Below are 17,239 nucleotides of genomic sequence, written 5' to 3' on the forward strand. Positions count from 1 at the left end.
TGAATCGGCCGGCGCTGCGGCTAAAAATGCACGCCACGAATCGGCGCTTGCAGCTCGAGATGTCTTGCGACCGTTGCCCCTATATCGGCAAAGCCGGTGCGTCTGCCGATCGGAGAAGACGACCGCCCGCGCACCGCCAGAATTGGCACTTGTTCGCGGGTGTGATCGGTGCCGCTCCAGGTTGGGTCGCAACCGTGATCGGCCGTGACGATGAGGAGATCATCGTCGCGCACGCGGTTAAGCAGCTCGGGAACGCGGGCATCGAAGGCTTCGAGCGCCGCTGCATATCCCGCGACGTCTCGGCGATGGCCGTACAACGTGTCGAAATCGATGAAGTTGGCGAACAACATCCCACCCTCTGCAAGAGAGGCCAGCCCATCAAGCGTGGCATCGATCAGCGCTTCGTTGCCATCGCCGCGCATGTTCCTCCCGGTCGCGCGATGGGCGAAGATGTCGTCGATCTTGCCGATCGTCACGATGTCACGGCCTGCGCTTTCGGCGAGATCGAGGATCGTTCGCTCGGGCGGCGGGACGGAATAATCCTTCCGGTGCGCGGTTCGCTTGAAGTGACCTGCTGACGTGCCGATGAACGGCCGGGCGATGACGCGCCCGATGTTCAGGGGATCGACCAGTCGGCGGGCAACGCGGCAGACCTCATAGAGGCGTTCGAGCCCGAATGTCTCCTCATGTGCAGCAATCTGAAACACGCTGTCGGCCGACGTATAACCGATCGGTTCGCCGGTTCTGATGTGACGCTCGCCGAATTCGTCGATGATCTCGGTGCCGGAGGCGTGACAGTTTCCGAGGATGCCGGGCAATCGCGCCTGTTCGCACAGGCGCTCCATCAGGTCGCGCGGGAAGCACGGTTCGGTTCTTGGAAAATAGCCCCAGTCGAACGGCACCGGCACACCGGCAATCTCCCAATGACCGGATGGCGTGTCCTTCCCCTTCGATATCTCGCTTGCGCAGCCAAAGCGCGAATGCTCCGGACGGCCCTCCAACCCGGGCGGCACGCGCCCGGTTGCGAGACGGCAAGCCTGGCCAAGGCCCAGCCCAACCAGATTGGGAAGCTGAAGCGGTCCCTCCCGCCGTGGACCGTCGGCATTGCCGACCCTGCACATCTCAGCGATGTGACCGATGGTATCGGCGCCCTCGTCGCCGTAATTTTCGGCATCGGGCGCGGCGCCGATTCCGACGGAGTCCAACACCAGGATCAGGGCACGCATGTCGGTTCTCGGACGGTCGGACGCGAAGACGCCGCGGAAGGCGCGACCCCTGTTTTCGCGCAATAGCGCTCGACCATCTGCGCGCAGAAATCCGCGAACTCGTTCACGTCGAGCGGCGAGCTGGTGTGATGAGGCTCGATACCCCGGTGCTCCGGCGTGAAGCAGAAGGTCACCGCGACCTGAAACTCCGCCAGCGCGTCCATCTGGCGGTCGAACCAGTCGAGCGCGTTGGGACGAAAGCTGTCGGCCCAGGACAGGCCGGTCCTGAGATGCTGCACGCCCAGCCGGCGCATCCAGCCCACGGCGTCATCGAGGCGGTGGTCCTCGAAATGAAACCACTGGCACAGGCCCATCGCAGGTGCAAAGTTGCGGAACAGCTCCGCCGAGGCTTTCGGTGTCCCGTCCTCGCGCAGCAGGCCCATGTGGAAATGCCGGTAGTAGGAGGAGCCTTCAGCCTCCTTATGCCGGGTCGTGGCCTCCCAGCTCGAAGGCAGATCGTAGAGGCTGTACCAGTGGATGCGCGGAGCGCGGCCGATCAAGAGCTCCGCGGTTCGGCTCAGTCCCCAAGCCTGCACCTCTTCGGCGCCGAAAGACGAGACTCCCACCTCCGTCACCCAGACCGGCAGCGAAGTGACCGCCTTGATCTCCTCGAGCTTGGCCGGCCATTCCGCAATCTGCCACAGGTTCCAGTCGAGCGGAAAGCCGTGCACGGCTACCGCATCGACATGATCGAGTACGCCACGCGCCTGCATATTGCGGATGAACGACGGATCGATCGGCGATATGCCGCCGAGCACACGCGGGAGTGTGGGATGGGCGCTGCGGATCGCCTTTCCGGCCGCTAGCGCCAGGTTGGCGAACATGGTCCAGTCCGGATCAATCAGGATGTCCCAGTGCGACTTGTTGTTGGGCTCGTTCCAGATCTTGGCGGCTTCGATCATTGGCCGGCCTCCCGCGATGGATAGACAGGACCTTCCGCCTGCGGCCTTGTTACCCGCTTGCAAAGATAGACTTCGTCTTCCGGATGCGCTGCGATCGCAAAGCCGGCGCTGCGCAGCATGGCTTCGGCGCAGGCACGGTTCGGCACCCACCAATTGGTGGGGTCGTCGGCATATTTGTTCTCGATGAAGTGCAGCTTTGGATAGCCCGGCGAATCGAACTGATCGGTGGTCCAGAAGTCGTAGTTCTTGTCGACCGGATTCACGCGGCTGTCGCCGCGCTGCATCGATTGGAACAGCAGGAGATCGCCGGCCACGTGCTCATGGATCAGGTCGAGCGCCAGCAGAGGGTGCCGCAGATGGTAGAGCACCCCCATGAAGATCACGAGGTCGAACTTTTCGCGCAGCTGTCCGACGTCATAGGCTGACATCTTGCAGAATTCGATCCTGAGCCCGTTCACCTCGGCCGCGAAGCGGGCTTGCTCGAGATATTCGTCGTCGGTGTCCAGGCCGAGGACGCGCTCGGCGCCGCGCCGCTTCATCTCCATGGCGTAGAAGCCGGCATTGCAGCCGATATCGAGTACGGTCTTGCCGTCGAGACGGTCCGGGATGATCCCGGAGAAGCGTCGCCATTTCACGTTGGGATAGTCGCCGAGAAAGTGTGAAGGCGCTGTCGGTACACCCTTCAGGTCCAGATTGTGAAACCATGGCCCGAGCGCATCGACACGCTGGCGGATTTCCTCGCGGGAGAGGGCGCCTCTGCTCATGCGGTCACTCCATTGTTCATTGCGGGGGCTGAGCGGGCTGGCTCGGGCGAACCGCCGGCCAGCAATCGAGAGCGTCCGTTCCCGGTGGAGCTTTCCGCGAGCAACGCCATTGCCGTCCGATAGCCATCGATGGTGCCTACATCGACATAGGATTCGCCAGCTTTGACGCCGAGCCCCTGGCCGCCGGCCGCGATGTAGGCGTTGACGAGTGTCCCGAAATATTCATCCCGGTGGTCGCGCTTTGTCCACAGCGATTGGAGTTCGCGAAATCCGTTGGCAGACATCTTGAAGGCGCCCCATATCCATTTCGACGCTGCGTCCGGCTGCTTGACCTGGATCTCCGTCACGCGATCGCCGTCGAGCACGACCGCATCGAAGAACTCGGGATGTTCGACCGGAAACAGCAGAAACGACAGGTCGGCGGCCGGCAATGCCTGCAAGGCCGCCTTGGGGAACCAGACTGTATCCGGAAGTCCGACGATGACGTCTTCGTCATGGCCGACGACCGTGCCCGCCCTGAACACGGCATCGCACAGCCCCGACGCGTCGGGCTGCACGACGTAAGCGAGCTGGGCGCCGCCATAGTGATCGCCGAAATATTCGAGGATGTCGGATTTGCCGGGGGAGATCACGAAGCAGATCTTGTCAGCCCCCCCAAGGATCAGCCGCTCCAGCAGATATTCCGAGACGGCGCACGGACGGTCCATGCCGTCGTCCCGTCGGCTTCCGACCGGAAGCAGTTCCTTGGAGAAGGCGAGCGGCTGGATGCGGCTGCCGCGGCCTGCGGCCGGAACGATGCCCCACATGATCAGGCCTCCTCGGGTTGTTGCCGGCGCGCGCCGAGGGATGCCGCCTGCTCGAGCAGCGAGATCAGTTCGCCCGCGCGCTTGTCGGAGGTGTGCTGATCCATGGTCCGTTCATATGCGCGCGCGGCAATGTGCTGAAGCTCGGCGTCGGCCGTCGTCAATGCAGGAAGCGCGTCCTTTTCATCGCGCGCGATCAGGATCTCGTGCCCGGGCGCAAAGAATTCATCGATCCCCGGCCAATCGTCGCTGAGCAGTGGGGCCTTGCAGGCAGCAGCTTCGAACAGACGCCCGGACGGGCACCAGCCCATCTCCGCCATGGCCCGGCGCGTGACGTTGAGCGTCAGCCGGGACGACGCAAAGAACGACGCGTGCTCTGACGGCGGCAAGTGCTGCACGAAATAGATGTTTGGCGACCAGGGAAAATCTTCCGGGTATTGCGCACCCCCGATCAGGAAGCGCAGATCCTGCCGTGCCCGTGCGGGTTCGACGAAGAGAGCCTCGAGCGCGCGCTGACGATCCTGCGAATATGTGCCGAGATAGGACAGATGCGCACGGTAGTGCGACTGAGACGGGACCGGTCGATGGATGTCAGTGTCGACATGGCCGTAGAGCGGACGGACGTTGCAGGCGCCGAGCCGGTCGCGAAATTCGTTGCAGATGCGGGGACCGCCGGTGAAGCTCAGGACCAAGGCGAAATCTCGCAGGCCGCGCGGCCCGATATAGGGAACGGCGCCGCCGGCCAAGAGCTTCGCCAGCGTGACCGGTGTGTCGAGATCGTAGAACACGGGCAGCGCGCGACCCTCAGACAGGGTAAGCTCGGTCGCGGCGATCGCGTCGGGACAATAGGAGGTCACGATCGCGACATCGGCATCGCGAAGGTCGCTGCGCGCCAAAGGAAGCACATCGTCCCAATTCGAGAACAGTCGCAGCTGGCCGCCCGCCAGTTCGTGCAAATCCCGCGCGCTGGCGTAATAGGGCACGTCGCGCTCGAAAAAGACGACGCTGTGCCCGGATCGCGCGAGATGCTTGCAAAGCCCACGCCACAAGGTCGCGTGACCGTTGCCCCAGGAAGAGGAAATTGTCAGGCCGAAGATGACGATCTTCACGCTGGCACCCGCTGATTGATCCCGGTGATCTTGATTCCGCGATTATCCACGCTGAGGGTGCTGACGCTGCCGGGGTCGATCTCGATCGAGAGAAAGTCGTCGAGCTCTTTCCGGGAATAATACAGCAGCGCCGCGCGGATCGGCTCGGCATGGCTGACGGCGACGACGGTGCCGGGATCGCGGTCGCTGCTCACCTGCTCCAGATGGGCGACAACGCGCTTCTGGAGCGCCCGCATGCTTTCGCCGCCCGGCGGACGGATCGTTCCGCGTTGTTCGTTCCAGAGCGACCATCGGGGATCCGGGGCGAGCGCCTCGAAGGATCGTCCAGTCCATTCGCCATAGTCGAGCTCGTTGAGCGCGGGCACGATCTCGACCGGCAAGCCGAAATGCGCGGCAAGGATACAGGCCGACTGCATGCAGCGCCGTTGCGGGCTCGACTGTATCAATGTTGGTCGCGGTGAGATGCTTTCGGCGCATCGCGCCATTTCTTCGCAACCGGGATCATCGAGCTCTACGCCCTTCATCCGGCCACATAGCGTCAGGCCGAGGAGGGCGTGATGCCCGTGGCGGATCAGATGAATGATCTTCGCCATCAGGTATACGCCTTGTCGTCGATGAACGCGCGCGTTCGCCGTCCGGCTTCATCGTCCGTGAACTGCTGCGGCGGCGACTTCATGAAATAGCTCGATGGGCCCGTCAGCGCGCCGGCCTGCCCGCGGTCCATGGCGAGCTTGGCGCAGCGGACCACGTCGATCACGACACCTGCCGAATTCGGGGAGTCCCAGACTTCGAGCTTGACTTCCGCGCTCAAGGGCACACCGCCGAACGTCGTGCCCTCCAGGCGGATGAAGGCCAGCTTGCGGTCGGTCAGCCACGGCACATGGTCGCTCGGGCCGACATGAATATTGTCAGCATCCATGGGCACGTCGAACTGGCTGGTCACGGCCTGGGTCTTGGAGATTTTCTTCGAGGTCAGCCGCTCGCGCTCGAGCATGTTCTTGAAATCGGTGTTGCCGCCGACATTGAGCTGGTAGGTGCGATCGAGCCGCACGCCGCGGTCGCGGAAGAGATTGGCGAGCACGCGGTGCAGAATCGTGGCGCCGACCTGGCTCTTGATGTCGTCGCCGACGATCGGCAGGCCTGCATCCTCGAAACGCCGCCGCCAGTCGGTATTCGAGGCAATGAAGACCGGGATGCAATTGACGTAGCCGCAGCCGGCCTCGATCGCGCGCGCGGCATAAAATTCGCTTGCGTGCTGCGAGCCGACGGGAAGATAGGACACCAGCACGTCCGTGCGCGACGTCGCGAGCACTTCGGAGACGTCGGCTTCCGGAACATCCGCAATCGGAATGTCCTCCTTCAAATACTGACCGATTCCGTCCATGACCGGGCCGCGCTGAACGACGACGCCGGTCTGCGCAACGTCGGAAAAGCGATGCGTGTTGTTCGGTGCTGCGAAGATTGCCTCGGCGACGTCTCGTCCGACCTTGCCGGCATGGACGTCGAAGGCCGACGCCACCTGGATGTCGCTGATATGATAGCCACCGAGATCGGCGTTCATCAGCCCGGGCACCGGCTCGTTCGATTTGGCCTCCCGGTAGTAGGAGAGCCCCTGAACGAAGGAGCTCGCACAATTGCCGACACCGACGATGCCGACGCGCACGCGCCGCCTGTCCTGAAGACGAGAATGCATGGATCGAAGCCCTCCGGAAGACATGCAGTGTTGACGTAAGTACGTCGGCGAACGTGAGGAACGTATGTTCGTTCCTGAACTCACGGCACTATGTCCGCCTCACGTCAGATTCCGGCCGGAAAAATTTCGCGCGCTTAACCTGGGATAAAATCGCGGGCAGTTTGGAGGGAACGAAGAGCTTCCAGGATGAAGATGAAGAAGATGATGCTCTCGAGAGAGTCCGACATACGAAAGAACAAATCCTCACGCCCGGCGTTCACGGCGAAACAGTCTGACGCGAGGGCCGATCCATCGCTCGCTCCTTGTCAGCAATCGAGGTGTCACATGTCATCCAAATCACAAACCAGCGAAGCCCAGCAGACCACCAGCCACGACGTCATCCGGAAATGGGCGGAGGAGCGCGGTGGAAAGCCCGCGACGGTCAAGGCTACGGAGGAGGGCGGACACGCCGGCATCCTGCGCATCGATTTCGATCCGCCCGACGAAGGGCTCGACCGGATCGGCTGGGACGAATTCTTCACCAAATTCGACGAGGCCGGCATTGCCTTCCTCCACCAAGACCAGACCAAGGACGGTAAACCGAGCCGCTTTCACAAATTCGTGCGGCGTTGATCGGATCACCGCGAGTGTCGGGCGGTTGGACGGAGGCGATGCGGGCAGGCGACTTCGAACGCGCCTGGGCGATCAACGACGGCGATCTGGCGATGCTCGCGTATCCACCAAAGCACACCGGGCCGCGTCACCTCCAGCGGATCTGGCGCGGCGAGGACCTGACGGGCAAGCATGTGCTGGTCCGCTGCTACCATGGGCTTGGCGACACCATTCAATTCCTGCGCTTCATGCGACCGCTTTGCGATATCGCGCGCAGCGTCACGGTCTGGTGCCAGAGCGAGCTTCTGCCGCTGGTCCAGCGAGCGGCTGGCGTCGATCGTGCCTTTGCGCTCCACGACGGTGCGCCTGACGTCGACTTCGAGGTCGATATCGAGATTATGGAGGTTCCGCATGCCATAAAGGCGAGGCGTGAGCACGTCGAAATGCGCGCACCTTACATATCACTGCCACCGGCGGTCGAGCCAACGCTTCCGCATGAGCGAGGTCTTGCCGTCGGCCTGGTTTGGGAAGTCGGCAATTGGGACAAGCGAAGGACCGTTCCGCCCGCGCTGTTGGGGCATCTTGCCGTTCCCGGCGTAACGCTCTGCTCGCTGCAGCGCGGAGCCCGGACGTGCGAACTGGCAGAGATCGGCGCGAGGGACGTCAGTACGCCTGACGTTACGGTTCTCGGTCATCACCTCCGGCGGCTCGATCTCCTCATTTGCGTCGACACCATGGTAGCCCACCTTGCGGGGGCGCTCGGACGTGACGCGTGGGTGATGTTGCATGCGGATTGCGACTGGCGCTGGCCGTCAGCTGGATCTCACTCCTTCTGGTATCCCAGCCTGCGATTGTTTCATCAGAGGACCCCGGGCGATTGGGATTTGGTCCTTGCAGAAGCACGCAAGGCATTGGTTGCGCGCTCCCGAGGTGTTCAAGGCGTCGTTTGACAACGCGTCGTCTGAAAAGGCTCAAACGAGCGCAACCTCCGCCGTAAGCGGCTTGAGCTGCGACGACGCATCCTCATGGCTGGGTCGAATCCCCAGATAAGTCGGATCGAAACTTGCGAGCCGCACGAGTGCCGGCCAGTCCGTGATCATGACCGTCTTACCCTGCCATTGCAGAAGGTTGCATCGTCGCAGTTCCTGAATGGTGCGATTGGCGTGGACAGGGGAGATGCTGCACGCTGCGGCAAGGTCCGATTGGGTGAAGGGTGATGGCAGTCTGAAATCTCTGGCAAGGCCGACGCTTTGCAGGCGCGCGGTGATCTCGCACAGCAGATGCGCCACGCGCGTCAATGCATCGCGGCTACCCAGGTTCACTGTCCAGTTGCGCTGAATGGCGTGATCGGTGAGCAGCATCAGCAGCAATGCGCGGGACATAGCGGGCGAACGCGCGGACAGATCGTGAAAGAAGCGATGTGGCACGAGAGCGACGATGGCCGGGCCGAGCGCGATCAGGTTGCCGTCAACGCGAGGGCGATGAAGCGTGTGTAGATTGGCGATGTCACCGGGAACATGGATTGACGTGATCTGCCCGTCCGCGCTCTCTGCGTCCTGCCAGGACAGATATCCCTGGAGCAGCAGACAGCACTGGGTGGCATCGTCGCCATGCCGCAGAACGGTCTGACGCGAACCTAGATGGGCAATTGTGCTTGCCATGTCCGCGAGCAGGTGGAGATCGTCGGCAGTTACTGGAGCGAGGCTCGCCAGCCGGTCGGCGAGCTTGGAGAACGCAAATCCTGCCTGCATTGGTGGTCCGATAGCCCCAAAACCCGTCTCCTAATCTGGTCGAAGAGAAGGGTAGAACGCATTAAACTTTGATACGTCGGCTCCGTGTTGCGAGCCAAATTCCGAAGGAATGCAGTCCGCCCGAGTGCCCTCGGCATCGGCGCGCGGCGGATCAGGCCAGCGCACCGGTGACGGCGCAAGGCCAGAGACAAGCGTAGGAACCTTCACCCCAAGGACGAGTTGGCCGTCGGGCAGGGCGAAAGTCATACGAGGCCAACCGTGCAAGCGAGGCCAACCGTGCAAGACAACGTGCGCGTGCACACCACCGCGCAAATCGCGGGCCATCCGATTCATCCGATGCTGGTGCCGATACCGATCGTTTGCTTCATCGGGGCGCTGCTGACCGACATCGCCTATGTCGTCAGTGCCGAGATCATGTGGGCGGATTTTTCGGCCTGGCTTCTGGTCGTCGGCGTCATCTTCGGCGTGCTGGCGGCAATCGCCGGTCTGACCGATTTCCTCGGCAACCGCCTGGTGCGGGCGCAGCCGCCGGCCTGGCCGCACCTGATCGGCAACGCGGTGGCGCTGATCCTGGCCACCGTCAACGCCCTGATCCACACGCGTGATGCCTGGACATCGGTGTGGCCGACGGGGCTCTTGCTTTCGGCGATTACCGTGCTGATCCTGCCCGTCACCGGCTGGCTTGGCTGGGCCATGGTCTATCGCCACCGCGTGGGAGTTGCGCGATGAAATCCTCGATCGCTCGCGCCCTGTTGTGCTCCTCGCTGCTATGCCTCGCCGCCTGCAATGACGGTAGTGGCGATCCGAAGGCGCAAACCGGCGCCAACCCGACGCTTCCCGACATCCAGCAATACCTGCTGCCGCCGATGCACATCGCCCGCATTGTCGGCTGGAAGAAGGACGAGACGCCGGCCGTTGCGCAGGGCTTGCAGGCCAAGGCCTTTGCGACGGGCCTGCAGCATCCGCGATTCCTTTACGTGCTTCCCAACGGCGACGTGCTGGTGGTGGAATCCAAGGCGCCGAAGGCGGCCCCGATCAAGCGGCCCAAGGAAATCGTGATGGGATACATCGAGTCCTGGGCGACATCAGGCGGCGACACCGGCGAGAGCAACCGCATCACGCTGCTGCGCGACAGCAACGGCGACGGCGTGCCGGACACGCAAAGCGTCTTCCTCGACCATCTCAATTCGCCGTTCGGCGTCGCGCTGGTTGGCAACGACCTCTACGTCGCCAACACCGATGCGATCGTCAGATATCCCTACACGGAGGGTGATACGAAGATCACCGCCCCGGGCACGGTGCTGACGCCGCTGCCGGGCGGACCGATCGATCATCACTGGACCAAGAGCCTGGTCGCGAGCCCCGACGGTTCAAAGCTCTATGCCGGCGTCGGCTCCAACAGCAACATCACCGAGAACGGCATGGAGGCCGAGCACAATCGCGCCAACATCCTCGAGGTCGATCGTGCCAGCGGCCGTTGGCGCATCTTCGCGAGCGGCCTGCGCAATCCCAACGGCCTCAGCTTCGAGCCGCAGACCGGCGCGCTTTGGACGGTGGTGAACGAGCGGGACGAACTCGGTCCCGATCTCGTGCCCGACTACATGACATCGGTGAAGGACGGCGGCTTCTACGGCTGGCCCTACAGCTATTACGGCCAGCACGTCGATCCCCGCGTCAAGCCGCAGCGGCCCGACCTCGTCGCCAAGGCGATCGTGCCTGACTACGCGTTGAGCTCGCATGTTGCGCCGCTCGGAATGGTCTTCAACACAAGCGAGAGTCTGCCGGCCGCCTACCGCGGCGGCGCCTTCGTCAGCGAGCATGGCAGTTGGAACAGGCAGGTCTTGAACGGCTACAAGGTGGTGTTCGTGCCGTTCACGGATGGCAAGCCGAGTGGCCCGCCGCAGGACGTCGTCACCGGCTTCCTCAACAACGACAATCACGCGCGCGGGCGGCCCGTCGGCGTCGCCATCGACAAGACCGGCGCGCTGCTGGTCGCCGACGACAGCGGCAACATTGTGTGGCGTGTGACCGCTGTGCATCCCCAGGTCACGCAAAGATAGACCTGAGAACGGGAGGAGTTGGACAATGGGCCTTGCTCAATACGCCATCGTGCCAGTGCAGGACGAATGGGGTGTGCTGCACGACGGCGACGTCAAGAGTAGATACGCTACCAAGGAAGCCGCGTTCGAATCGGCGGTCGCCGCGGCATCCCTGGCGCTTCGCGAGGGACACGAGGTCCATGTCAGCGTGCCTGGCCGCGAAGCCGGCGAGAACGCGCTCGGCATTTGACGGGTCACTCCGAGCAGAGCACTTCAGGAGACTGCGATGACCAAGCCCCGTGAGCCGAACGGCATTGAGCCCTCTCGCTCCGAAGACGACATTCAGCGCGATCAGCTCGGGCCGCGCGGCGTGCCGGATGCACCGGATCCCGCCAAGATGACACCGCAACGCGACAAGAAGACGCCGAAGCAGGTCGATCCCGGCCATCCTGCCTGACGGCTGCCCCGCGGCTGGCGCGGCCGTGCCATTCGGAACCGCCATTCCCGGTCGTCGCATCCGAGGGTAAGACTGGCGTCACAGGCGTGATCTGCGTCTGGCGGGCAGGCGACGACTGGAATGCGGTTTCTGAAATCTGACAGCAGGCTCATCGGCGTCCTGCTGGTGCTCGCGGTTACCCAACTTGTTGGGTGGGGTACAATAGGTCTTCCCGCCATCGTCGGGCGCGCTCTCGCGGCCGATCTCGGCATGAGCCTGCCGGCTGTGTTCGCCGGGACATCCGTTCTGTATGTGTCGATGGGGCTGTGCGCGCCCTGGCTGGCCAAGTCGTTTGCGCGGCACGGCGCGCGAAACGTGATGGTGGCGGGCACGGTCCTCACCGTGCCGGGCTTCATACTGCTGTCCCTCGCGCGCGAGCCGATGCTCTATTTCGTCGCCTGGATCGTTCTCGGCGTCGCCGGCAGCGCCACGCTTTCGACCGGCGCCTATATCATGCTGAACGAGGTCGCCGGGCGGCAGGCCAAGAACGCGATCGGCGCGCTGATGCTGGTGACGGGCCTGTCGAGCAGCATCTTCTGGCCGACCACCTCGTTTCTCAGCGATCAGCTCGGCTGGCGCGCGATGTGCCTCGTCTACGCGGCGATGATGCTCGTCATCAATCTTCCGCTCTTTGCGGTTCTCGCGCCGCGCCGGAAAGTTGCCGGAGATGGTGGTGGACCGCTGAAGTCTTCGCCGCCGCCTGCGATCCCCAGGAGCACCTTCAGTCTCGTCGTCGCCGCGATCACGCTCAATGCCTTTGTCAATTTCGGCATCGGCGCCATCATGATCGAGTTGCTGAGGGCGGAGGGGCTGGCGCCGGCGCAGGCGCTTTTGTTCGGCTCGATGCTGGGCGTGATCCAGGTCAGCGCCCGCGGGCTCGATTTTCTCGGCGGCGGGCGGTGGGACGGAATCACGACCGGGCTCGTCGCCGGCACGGCGCTCCCGGTCGCCATGCTGCTGCTGATGTCGAGCGAGGGCGCGACCTGGGCGGTGGCGGTCTTCATCCTGCTCTATGGTGCCGGCAGCGGCGCGATGGCGGTGGCGCGGGCGACGATCCCGCTGGTGTTCTACGATCAGGCCGAGTTCGCCAAGGCGATGTCGATGATCGCGCTGCCGCTCAATCTCGCCTCCGCCCTTTCTCCGCCGCTGCTGGTCGGCCTGCTCACCCAGTTCGGCAGCCGCGGCGCGCTGGGGCTTACCTTCGTGTTCTCCTGCGCAACGGTGCTGATCCTGGTCCTGCTCGGCCGACGGCGGCCGGAGGTGGTGGCGGCGACCGTGACCTGAGAATACTCGCACTGCGGAAATTCGCTGCGAGGGTGACCTGCGCCGGGCGAGCGGGGGGATGGCCGTATGCCCACAGTGCAGTGCTCAGACCGCCAAAATAGTGTATCCGCAGGAAGCGCGGCCCGCGACCTCGCCGCCGCGCCAATATCCAGTTCCCGGAGGACTTCGACATGTCGGCCCTGCCGCTTTCAGGCATCAAGATCCTTGACCTCACCCGCGTGCTTGCCGGACCCTTGTCGGCCCAGATGCTGGGCGATCTCGGCGCGGAGGTGATCAAGATCGAGCGGCCGGGCACCGGCGACGACGCGCGCGCCTTCGGGCCGCCTTACCTGACCGATCCCGAGGGCAAGGCCAACAACAACAATTCCTTCTATCTCTGCGCCAACCGCAACAAGAAGTCGGTCACGGTCAACATCGCCAAGCCCGAGGGGCAGGCGATCATCCGCGAGCTCGCCAAGGACGTCGACGTCTTCATGGAGAACTACAAGGTCGGCGATCTCAAGCGCTACGGCCTCGACTACGAGACGATCAAGGCGATCAACCCCGGCATCATCTATTGCTCGGTGACCGGCTTCGGCCAGACGGGGCCTTACGCGCCGCGCGCCGGCTATGACGCCATCCTGCAGGCGATGGGCGGCCTGATGAGCGTCACCGGCCATATCGACGGCGAGCCCGGCGAGGGCCCGATGAAGGTCGGCCCGTCGATCGTCGACTACATGACCGGCATGAACACATCGATCGGGATTCTCTCGGCGCTGTACCATCGCGACGCCAATGATGGCGTGGGACAGCATATCGACGTCTGCCTGTTCGACACCGTCATTGCATCGTTGTCGCACTGGCTGCAGATCTACCTCGTCAACGGCAAGACCCCGCCGCGCCGCGGCACCTGGGGCAATGGCGGCATGCCGGCCGGCGTGTTCCGCTGCACCGACGGGGAACTGATGCTGGTGGTCGGCAATGACGGCCAGTTCCAGCGCACCTGCGCCGTGCTCGGTGAGCCCGAACTCGCGAGCGACAAGCGCTTTGTCAAGAACAACGACCGCGTCGTGCACGGCAAGGAAATCATGGCGATCTTCGCCGGCCTGTTCCTGAAGCAGCCGGTGGCCTACTGGCTGGACAAGCTGGAGGAGGCCGGCGTGCCGTCAGGTCCGATCAACAATTTCGAGCAGGTGTTTTCCGATCCCCACGTCCAGTCGCGCGGCATGCGGGTGAAGGTCGACCATCCCTTCGAGCCGGATCTCTCGCTGATCCGCAACGCGCTGACGCTCTCGGAAACCCCGATCGAGACCTACCGCGCCCCGCCGCTATTAGGGGAGCACACCCAGGAGGTGCTCGGCGGCAAGCTCGGCTATGATGCGGACAAGATCGAGACGCTGAAGCAGCAGGGTATCATCTGAGCTTTTGGGAGAAGGGAAGAGGGCCGGCGCTCGCGGAACGTCGCGCATGCCGCCGGCATCCTGAAGAGCCTGGGGGCGAGCGTCGCGACCGCCAAACGAGGCGCGCGCGATGCTCGGGCTTGCCTGAGGCTTGCGGGCAATCCCCAGATAATCCCGGTCCGTACTCACACAGGCTTCCGTTCCGCGCGCGACTCAGATTCGATCCTTCCACTCAGTCCGGGAGGGAACGATGTCCTACACGATCGGGTTTCAGGCCAAGGACCAGAAGGCCATTCTGGCGACCGAGGCGGCCACGGCAAACCAGGCCGTCGCGATCGTTGCCGCGCTGCGGCAAAGCGCCGACGAAATAAAGTTCATTCGCTCGCCGCAGGAAGGCGAAATGGGCATCGAGATGCTGCTGCTGCTCGCCAAGGAAGAGGCCGAGGAGATGCCGCAGCACGCCTAGGCGGTTCGGCGAGCAAACTTCGATCGGAAGCGAAGCATGGCGGCTGCAGGATGATGTAGCAAGCCGTCATCTCGCTTGAACGGAAGGTGGCCGCCCATGAAACGCGAAGCGCTCCGCGTCGAACCGATCTCGGCCTTTCTCGATCGCTGGAAGGCGCCGACCTCGCCGGTCACGCGCGCCGGCAACATGATCTTCGTCGCCGGCCTGCCGCCGTTCGAGCCCGAGACGGGCGAGATCGCGGAAGTGCCGATCGAACGGCAGAGCGAGCTCGTCATGGAGCAGATGAAGCTGTGCCTTCGGACGGCGGGCGCGAGCCTGGACAACGTCATGAAGTGCAACGTCTACTGCACCTCGACAAAACACTTCGCGGCGTTCAACGCCGTCTATGCGCGCTATTTCCCGCAAGATCCGCCGGCGCGGATCTTTGTCTGCACGCCGGAATGGTTTGGCCCCTTCGACGTCGAGATCGACTGCATCGCGATGATGTGAGGTTTCAGCGTGCCGCCACCTTGGACGGCGCCTTCGCCTCCGTCCGTCCCGCCGTCAGCGCCATCGTCGCCACGCTGACGACGCGCGCGACGACGTCCTCGACGTCGTCCAGGTCGCATTTGCCTTCCGAGAGCTTGGTCAACCGCTCGCTCTCGCGGATGGTGTGGTGCGCCATGGCGAGCGCGAAATTCAAGCCCCAATAGATATCGACGTCGCTGCGGTCGGGCAGGGCGCGGCGCATCGCGCCGGCGAATTTCCGCAAATGGTCGATCTCGCGGTTCTTGATGCGGCGGATCGGCGGCACGGATTCGATCGAGGCGCGGATCATGAAGCGCGCCGCGGTGGAGCGCTGGTTCTCCGGGCCGAGGCAGCCGCGCAGCGTCGGGCCGACCAAGGCATGCAGGATCACCTCGATCGACGCGCGGCCGCCGCCTTGTTCTTCCGCCGCCTTCAATTCGCGCAAGCGCTCGCGGTTGGTGGCGATCGAGCGTGTCACGAACAGCTCCGCGATCAACTCGTCCTTCGAACCGAAATGATAGTTCACCGCCGCGAGATTGACACTGGCCTCCGCGACGATGTCGCGCAGCGTCACGTCGCCGAACCCGCGATCGGCATAGAGCCGTTCGGCGGCGGCGAGAATGGCAGTCCGGGTATGATCACTGGCCATGGGTGCCCCTCGGGGAGGGAGTTGCAATTCAAACACTTGTATGAAACTATCGTTTGAAGGCCGGAAAAGTCAATCCGCAATCGGGACTCGTTCGCAAACGCGCGAACCGGTTCCGAAGCATCCGCAAGCCGCGCATTGGCGCTTGCAGGTCGCACGGTGCGGGAGGACAGTCCGGCGCAAATCAAGTTCGCAAAGAGACAACGAGGAGCGTCCCCATGGATTTCGATCTGTCGCCGAAGCAGAAGGAATGGCTCGACCGCGTGCGGTCCTTCATGGCCAAGCACGTGCGCCCGGCGGTGCCTGTCTACAACGAGCAGGATCACAGCGGCGAGCGTTGGAAGGTCATCCCGGTGCTCGAAGACCTCAAGAAGAAGGCGAAGGCCGAAGGCCTCTGGAACATGTTCATGCCGCCGAACGAGCATGAGGACGACGAATTCCGCGGCGCGGGACTGACCAATCTCGAATACGCGCTGCTGTCGGAAGAGATGGGCCGCATCACCTGGGCTTCGGAAGTCTTCAATTGTTCCGCGCCGGACACCGGCAACATGGAAGTGTTCATGCGCTACGGCTCCAAGGAGCAGAAGCGTAAATGGCTGCGCCCGCTGATGGACGGCGAAATCCGCTCCGCCTTCCTGATGACGGAGCCGGCCGTGGCCTCGTCCGATGCCACCAACATCGAGACCAGCATCGTGCGCGACGGCGACCACTACGTCATCAACGGCCGTAAATGGTGGTCGTCCGGCGTCGGCGATCCCCGCTGCAAGATCGCGATCCTGATGGGCAAGACCGATTTCAAGGCGGCCAAGCACCAGCAGCAGTCTCAGATCCTGGTTCCGCTCGACACCCCCGGCATCAAGGTCGAGAAGATGCTGCCCGTGTTCGGCTTCGACGACGCGCCGCATGGCCACGCCCAGGTGCTGCTCGAGAACGTGCGGGTGCCGAAGGAAAACATCCTGCTCGGCGAAGGCCGCGGCTTCGAGATCGCGCAGGGCCGCCTCGGTCCCGGCCGTATCCATCACTGCATGCGCACCATCGGCAAGGCCGAGGAGGCGCTGGAGAAAATGGTAAAGCGGCTCACCTCGCGCACCGCCTTCGGCAAGCGGATCGTCGAGCATTCGGTGTGGGAGCAGCGCATCGGCGAAGCCCGCACCAATATCGAGATGACGCGGCTGCTATGCCTCAAGGCCTCCGACATGATGGACAAGGTCGGCAACAAGACCGCGCAGGCCGAGATCGCCATGATCAAGGTCGCAGCCCCCAACATGGCGCTGAAGATCATCGACGAGGCCATCCAGGCGTTTGGCGGCGCAGGCGTGTCCGACGAAGCGGGCCTTGCCAAGGACTACGCCCACATCCGCACGCTCCGTCTCGCCGACGGCCCGGACGAGGTGCACAATCGCGCCATTGCCAGGCTTGAAGTTCGGAAGTATGCAAACTCTTCCAGTCATTAAGAGGGAGGGCGGAAGCGCGCTCCCGACTTGAAGAAACGACAGGGCATGATCCTTGTTGGATAACCGCTTGACGCAAGTGCAAGAGCGGTT

The 17,239-nt window shown here is 63.6% G+C and carries 20 protein-coding genes; 11 read left to right on the forward strand and 9 right to left on the reverse strand.

The window, feature by feature from the left end:
* Window positions 1-20: 20 nt before the first annotated feature.
* The 7 genes from ABIB00_RS09355 to ABIB00_RS09385 are packed head-to-tail and all read right to left on the reverse strand — an operon-like array spanning window position 21 to window position 6,536.
* Entirely contained in the window at window positions 21-1,226 is a 1,206-nt protein-coding gene (locus tag ABIB00_RS09355; protein ID WP_354104122.1) for a phosphopentomutase, read from the reverse strand.
* Entirely contained in the window at window positions 1,214-2,167 is a 954-nt protein-coding gene (locus ABIB00_RS09360; RefSeq protein ID WP_354104123.1) for a glycoside hydrolase 5 family protein, read from the reverse strand. The genes ABIB00_RS09355 and ABIB00_RS09360 overlap by 13 nt, the downstream gene beginning before the upstream one ends.
* Entirely contained in the window at window positions 2,164-2,931 is a 768-nt protein-coding gene (locus ABIB00_RS09365; protein ID WP_354104124.1) for a TIGR04290 family methyltransferase, read from the reverse strand. Before ABIB00_RS09365 ends, ABIB00_RS09360 begins: the two co-directional genes overlap by 4 nt.
* Window positions 2,928-3,737 carry a nucleotidyltransferase family protein gene (locus tag ABIB00_RS09370; RefSeq protein WP_247350313.1) on the reverse strand — a complete coding sequence of 270 codons (810 nt, stop codon included), beginning with the start codon at window positions 3,735-3,737 and terminating at the stop codon, window positions 2,928-2,930. Before ABIB00_RS09370 ends, ABIB00_RS09365 begins: the two co-directional genes overlap by 4 nt.
* Window positions 3,738-3,739: 2 nt before the next feature.
* Entirely contained in the window at window positions 3,740-4,843 is a 1,104-nt protein-coding gene (locus tag ABIB00_RS09375) for a CgeB family protein (RefSeq protein WP_354104125.1), read from the reverse strand.
* Window positions 4,840-5,436, reverse strand: coding sequence for a histidine phosphatase family protein (locus ABIB00_RS09380; RefSeq protein WP_354104126.1), 597 nt, complete (start codon window positions 5,434-5,436; stop codon window positions 4,840-4,842). Before ABIB00_RS09380 ends, ABIB00_RS09375 begins: the two co-directional genes overlap by 4 nt.
* Entirely contained in the window at window positions 5,436-6,536 is a 1,101-nt protein-coding gene (locus tag ABIB00_RS09385) for an inositol-3-phosphate synthase (RefSeq protein ID WP_354104127.1), read from the reverse strand. Before ABIB00_RS09385 ends, ABIB00_RS09380 begins: the two co-directional genes overlap by 1 nt.
* A gap of 324 nt (window positions 6,537-6,860) precedes the next feature.
* Between ABIB00_RS09385 and ABIB00_RS09390 the strand changes: the two genes are divergently transcribed.
* Both ABIB00_RS09390 and ABIB00_RS09395 read left to right on the forward strand, forming a co-directional pair.
* Window positions 6,861-7,148: a hypothetical protein gene (locus tag ABIB00_RS09390; protein ID WP_354104128.1), complete on the forward strand. Its 288-nt coding sequence runs from the start codon at window positions 6,861-6,863 to the stop codon at window positions 7,146-7,148.
* 38 nt (window positions 7,149-7,186) lie between these two features.
* Window positions 7,187-8,077 carry a hypothetical protein gene (locus tag ABIB00_RS09395; RefSeq protein WP_354104129.1) on the forward strand — a complete coding sequence of 297 codons (891 nt, stop codon included), beginning with the start codon at window positions 7,187-7,189 and terminating at the stop codon, window positions 8,075-8,077.
* A 21-nt stretch (window positions 8,078-8,098) separates the two neighbouring features.
* Here ABIB00_RS09395 and ABIB00_RS09400 read toward each other — a convergent pair whose 3' ends face one another.
* The gene (locus ABIB00_RS09400) at window positions 8,099-8,878 is read right to left on the reverse strand and encodes a Crp/Fnr family transcriptional regulator (RefSeq protein ID WP_354104130.1); all 780 of its coding nucleotides are present in this window, start codon (window positions 8,876-8,878) and stop codon (window positions 8,099-8,101) included.
* Between the two features lie 276 nt (window positions 8,879-9,154).
* On the opposite strand from ABIB00_RS09400, the gene ABIB00_RS09405 reads away from it, so the two are divergent.
* The 8 genes from ABIB00_RS09405 to ABIB00_RS09440 all read left to right on the forward strand — a co-directional run bounded on the left by ABIB00_RS09405 (window position 9,155) and on the right by ABIB00_RS09440 (window position 15,031).
* Entirely contained in the window at window positions 9,155-9,607 is a 453-nt protein-coding gene (locus ABIB00_RS09405; RefSeq protein ID WP_354104131.1) for a DUF2231 domain-containing protein, read from the forward strand.
* A complete protein-coding gene (locus ABIB00_RS09410) occupies window positions 9,604-10,938 on the forward strand; it encodes a PQQ-dependent sugar dehydrogenase (protein WP_354104132.1) in 1,335 nt (444 codons plus the stop codon). The genes ABIB00_RS09405 and ABIB00_RS09410 overlap by 4 nt, the downstream gene beginning before the upstream one ends.
* Window positions 10,939-10,963: 25 nt before the next feature.
* Window positions 10,964-11,167, forward strand: coding sequence for a hypothetical protein (locus tag ABIB00_RS09415; RefSeq protein ID WP_063682698.1), 204 nt, complete (start codon window positions 10,964-10,966; stop codon window positions 11,165-11,167).
* 36 nt (window positions 11,168-11,203) lie between these two features.
* A complete protein-coding gene (locus tag ABIB00_RS09420; RefSeq protein WP_247350294.1) occupies window positions 11,204-11,374 on the forward strand; it encodes a hypothetical protein in 171 nt (56 codons plus the stop codon).
* 120 nt (window positions 11,375-11,494) lie between these two features.
* Window positions 11,495-12,697 carry an MFS transporter gene (locus ABIB00_RS09425; RefSeq protein ID WP_354104133.1) on the forward strand — a complete coding sequence of 401 codons (1,203 nt, stop codon included), beginning with the start codon at window positions 11,495-11,497 and terminating at the stop codon, window positions 12,695-12,697.
* Between the two features lie 170 nt (window positions 12,698-12,867).
* Window positions 12,868-14,097, forward strand: coding sequence for a CaiB/BaiF CoA transferase family protein (locus ABIB00_RS09430; RefSeq protein ID WP_247350291.1), 1,230 nt, complete (start codon window positions 12,868-12,870; stop codon window positions 14,095-14,097).
* Between the two features lie 229 nt (window positions 14,098-14,326).
* On the forward strand, window positions 14,327-14,542 hold the full coding sequence (locus tag ABIB00_RS09435) for a hypothetical protein (RefSeq protein WP_247350289.1): 216 nt from the start codon (window positions 14,327-14,329) through the stop codon (window positions 14,540-14,542).
* 96 nt (window positions 14,543-14,638) lie between these two features.
* The gene (locus tag ABIB00_RS09440) at window positions 14,639-15,031 is read left to right on the forward strand and encodes a RidA family protein (protein WP_354104134.1); all 393 of its coding nucleotides are present in this window, start codon (window positions 14,639-14,641) and stop codon (window positions 15,029-15,031) included.
* A gap of 4 nt (window positions 15,032-15,035) precedes the next feature.
* On the opposite strand, the gene ABIB00_RS09445 is transcribed toward ABIB00_RS09440, so the two are convergent.
* Window positions 15,036-15,698 carry a TetR/AcrR family transcriptional regulator gene (locus tag ABIB00_RS09445; RefSeq protein ID WP_354104135.1) on the reverse strand — a complete coding sequence of 221 codons (663 nt, stop codon included), beginning with the start codon at window positions 15,696-15,698 and terminating at the stop codon, window positions 15,036-15,038.
* Window positions 15,699-15,913: 215 nt separating this feature from the next.
* On the opposite strand from ABIB00_RS09445, the gene ABIB00_RS09450 reads away from it, so the two are divergent.
* Window positions 15,914-17,149, forward strand: coding sequence for an acyl-CoA dehydrogenase family protein (locus tag ABIB00_RS09450; protein WP_247350285.1), 1,236 nt, complete (start codon window positions 15,914-15,916; stop codon window positions 17,147-17,149).
* Window positions 17,150-17,239 lie beyond the last annotated feature (90 nt).

Origin of the sequence: Bradyrhizobium sp. LB14.3 (assembly GCF_040547985.1) — a bacterium.
GTDB lineage: Bacteria > Pseudomonadota > Alphaproteobacteria > Rhizobiales > Xanthobacteraceae > Bradyrhizobium.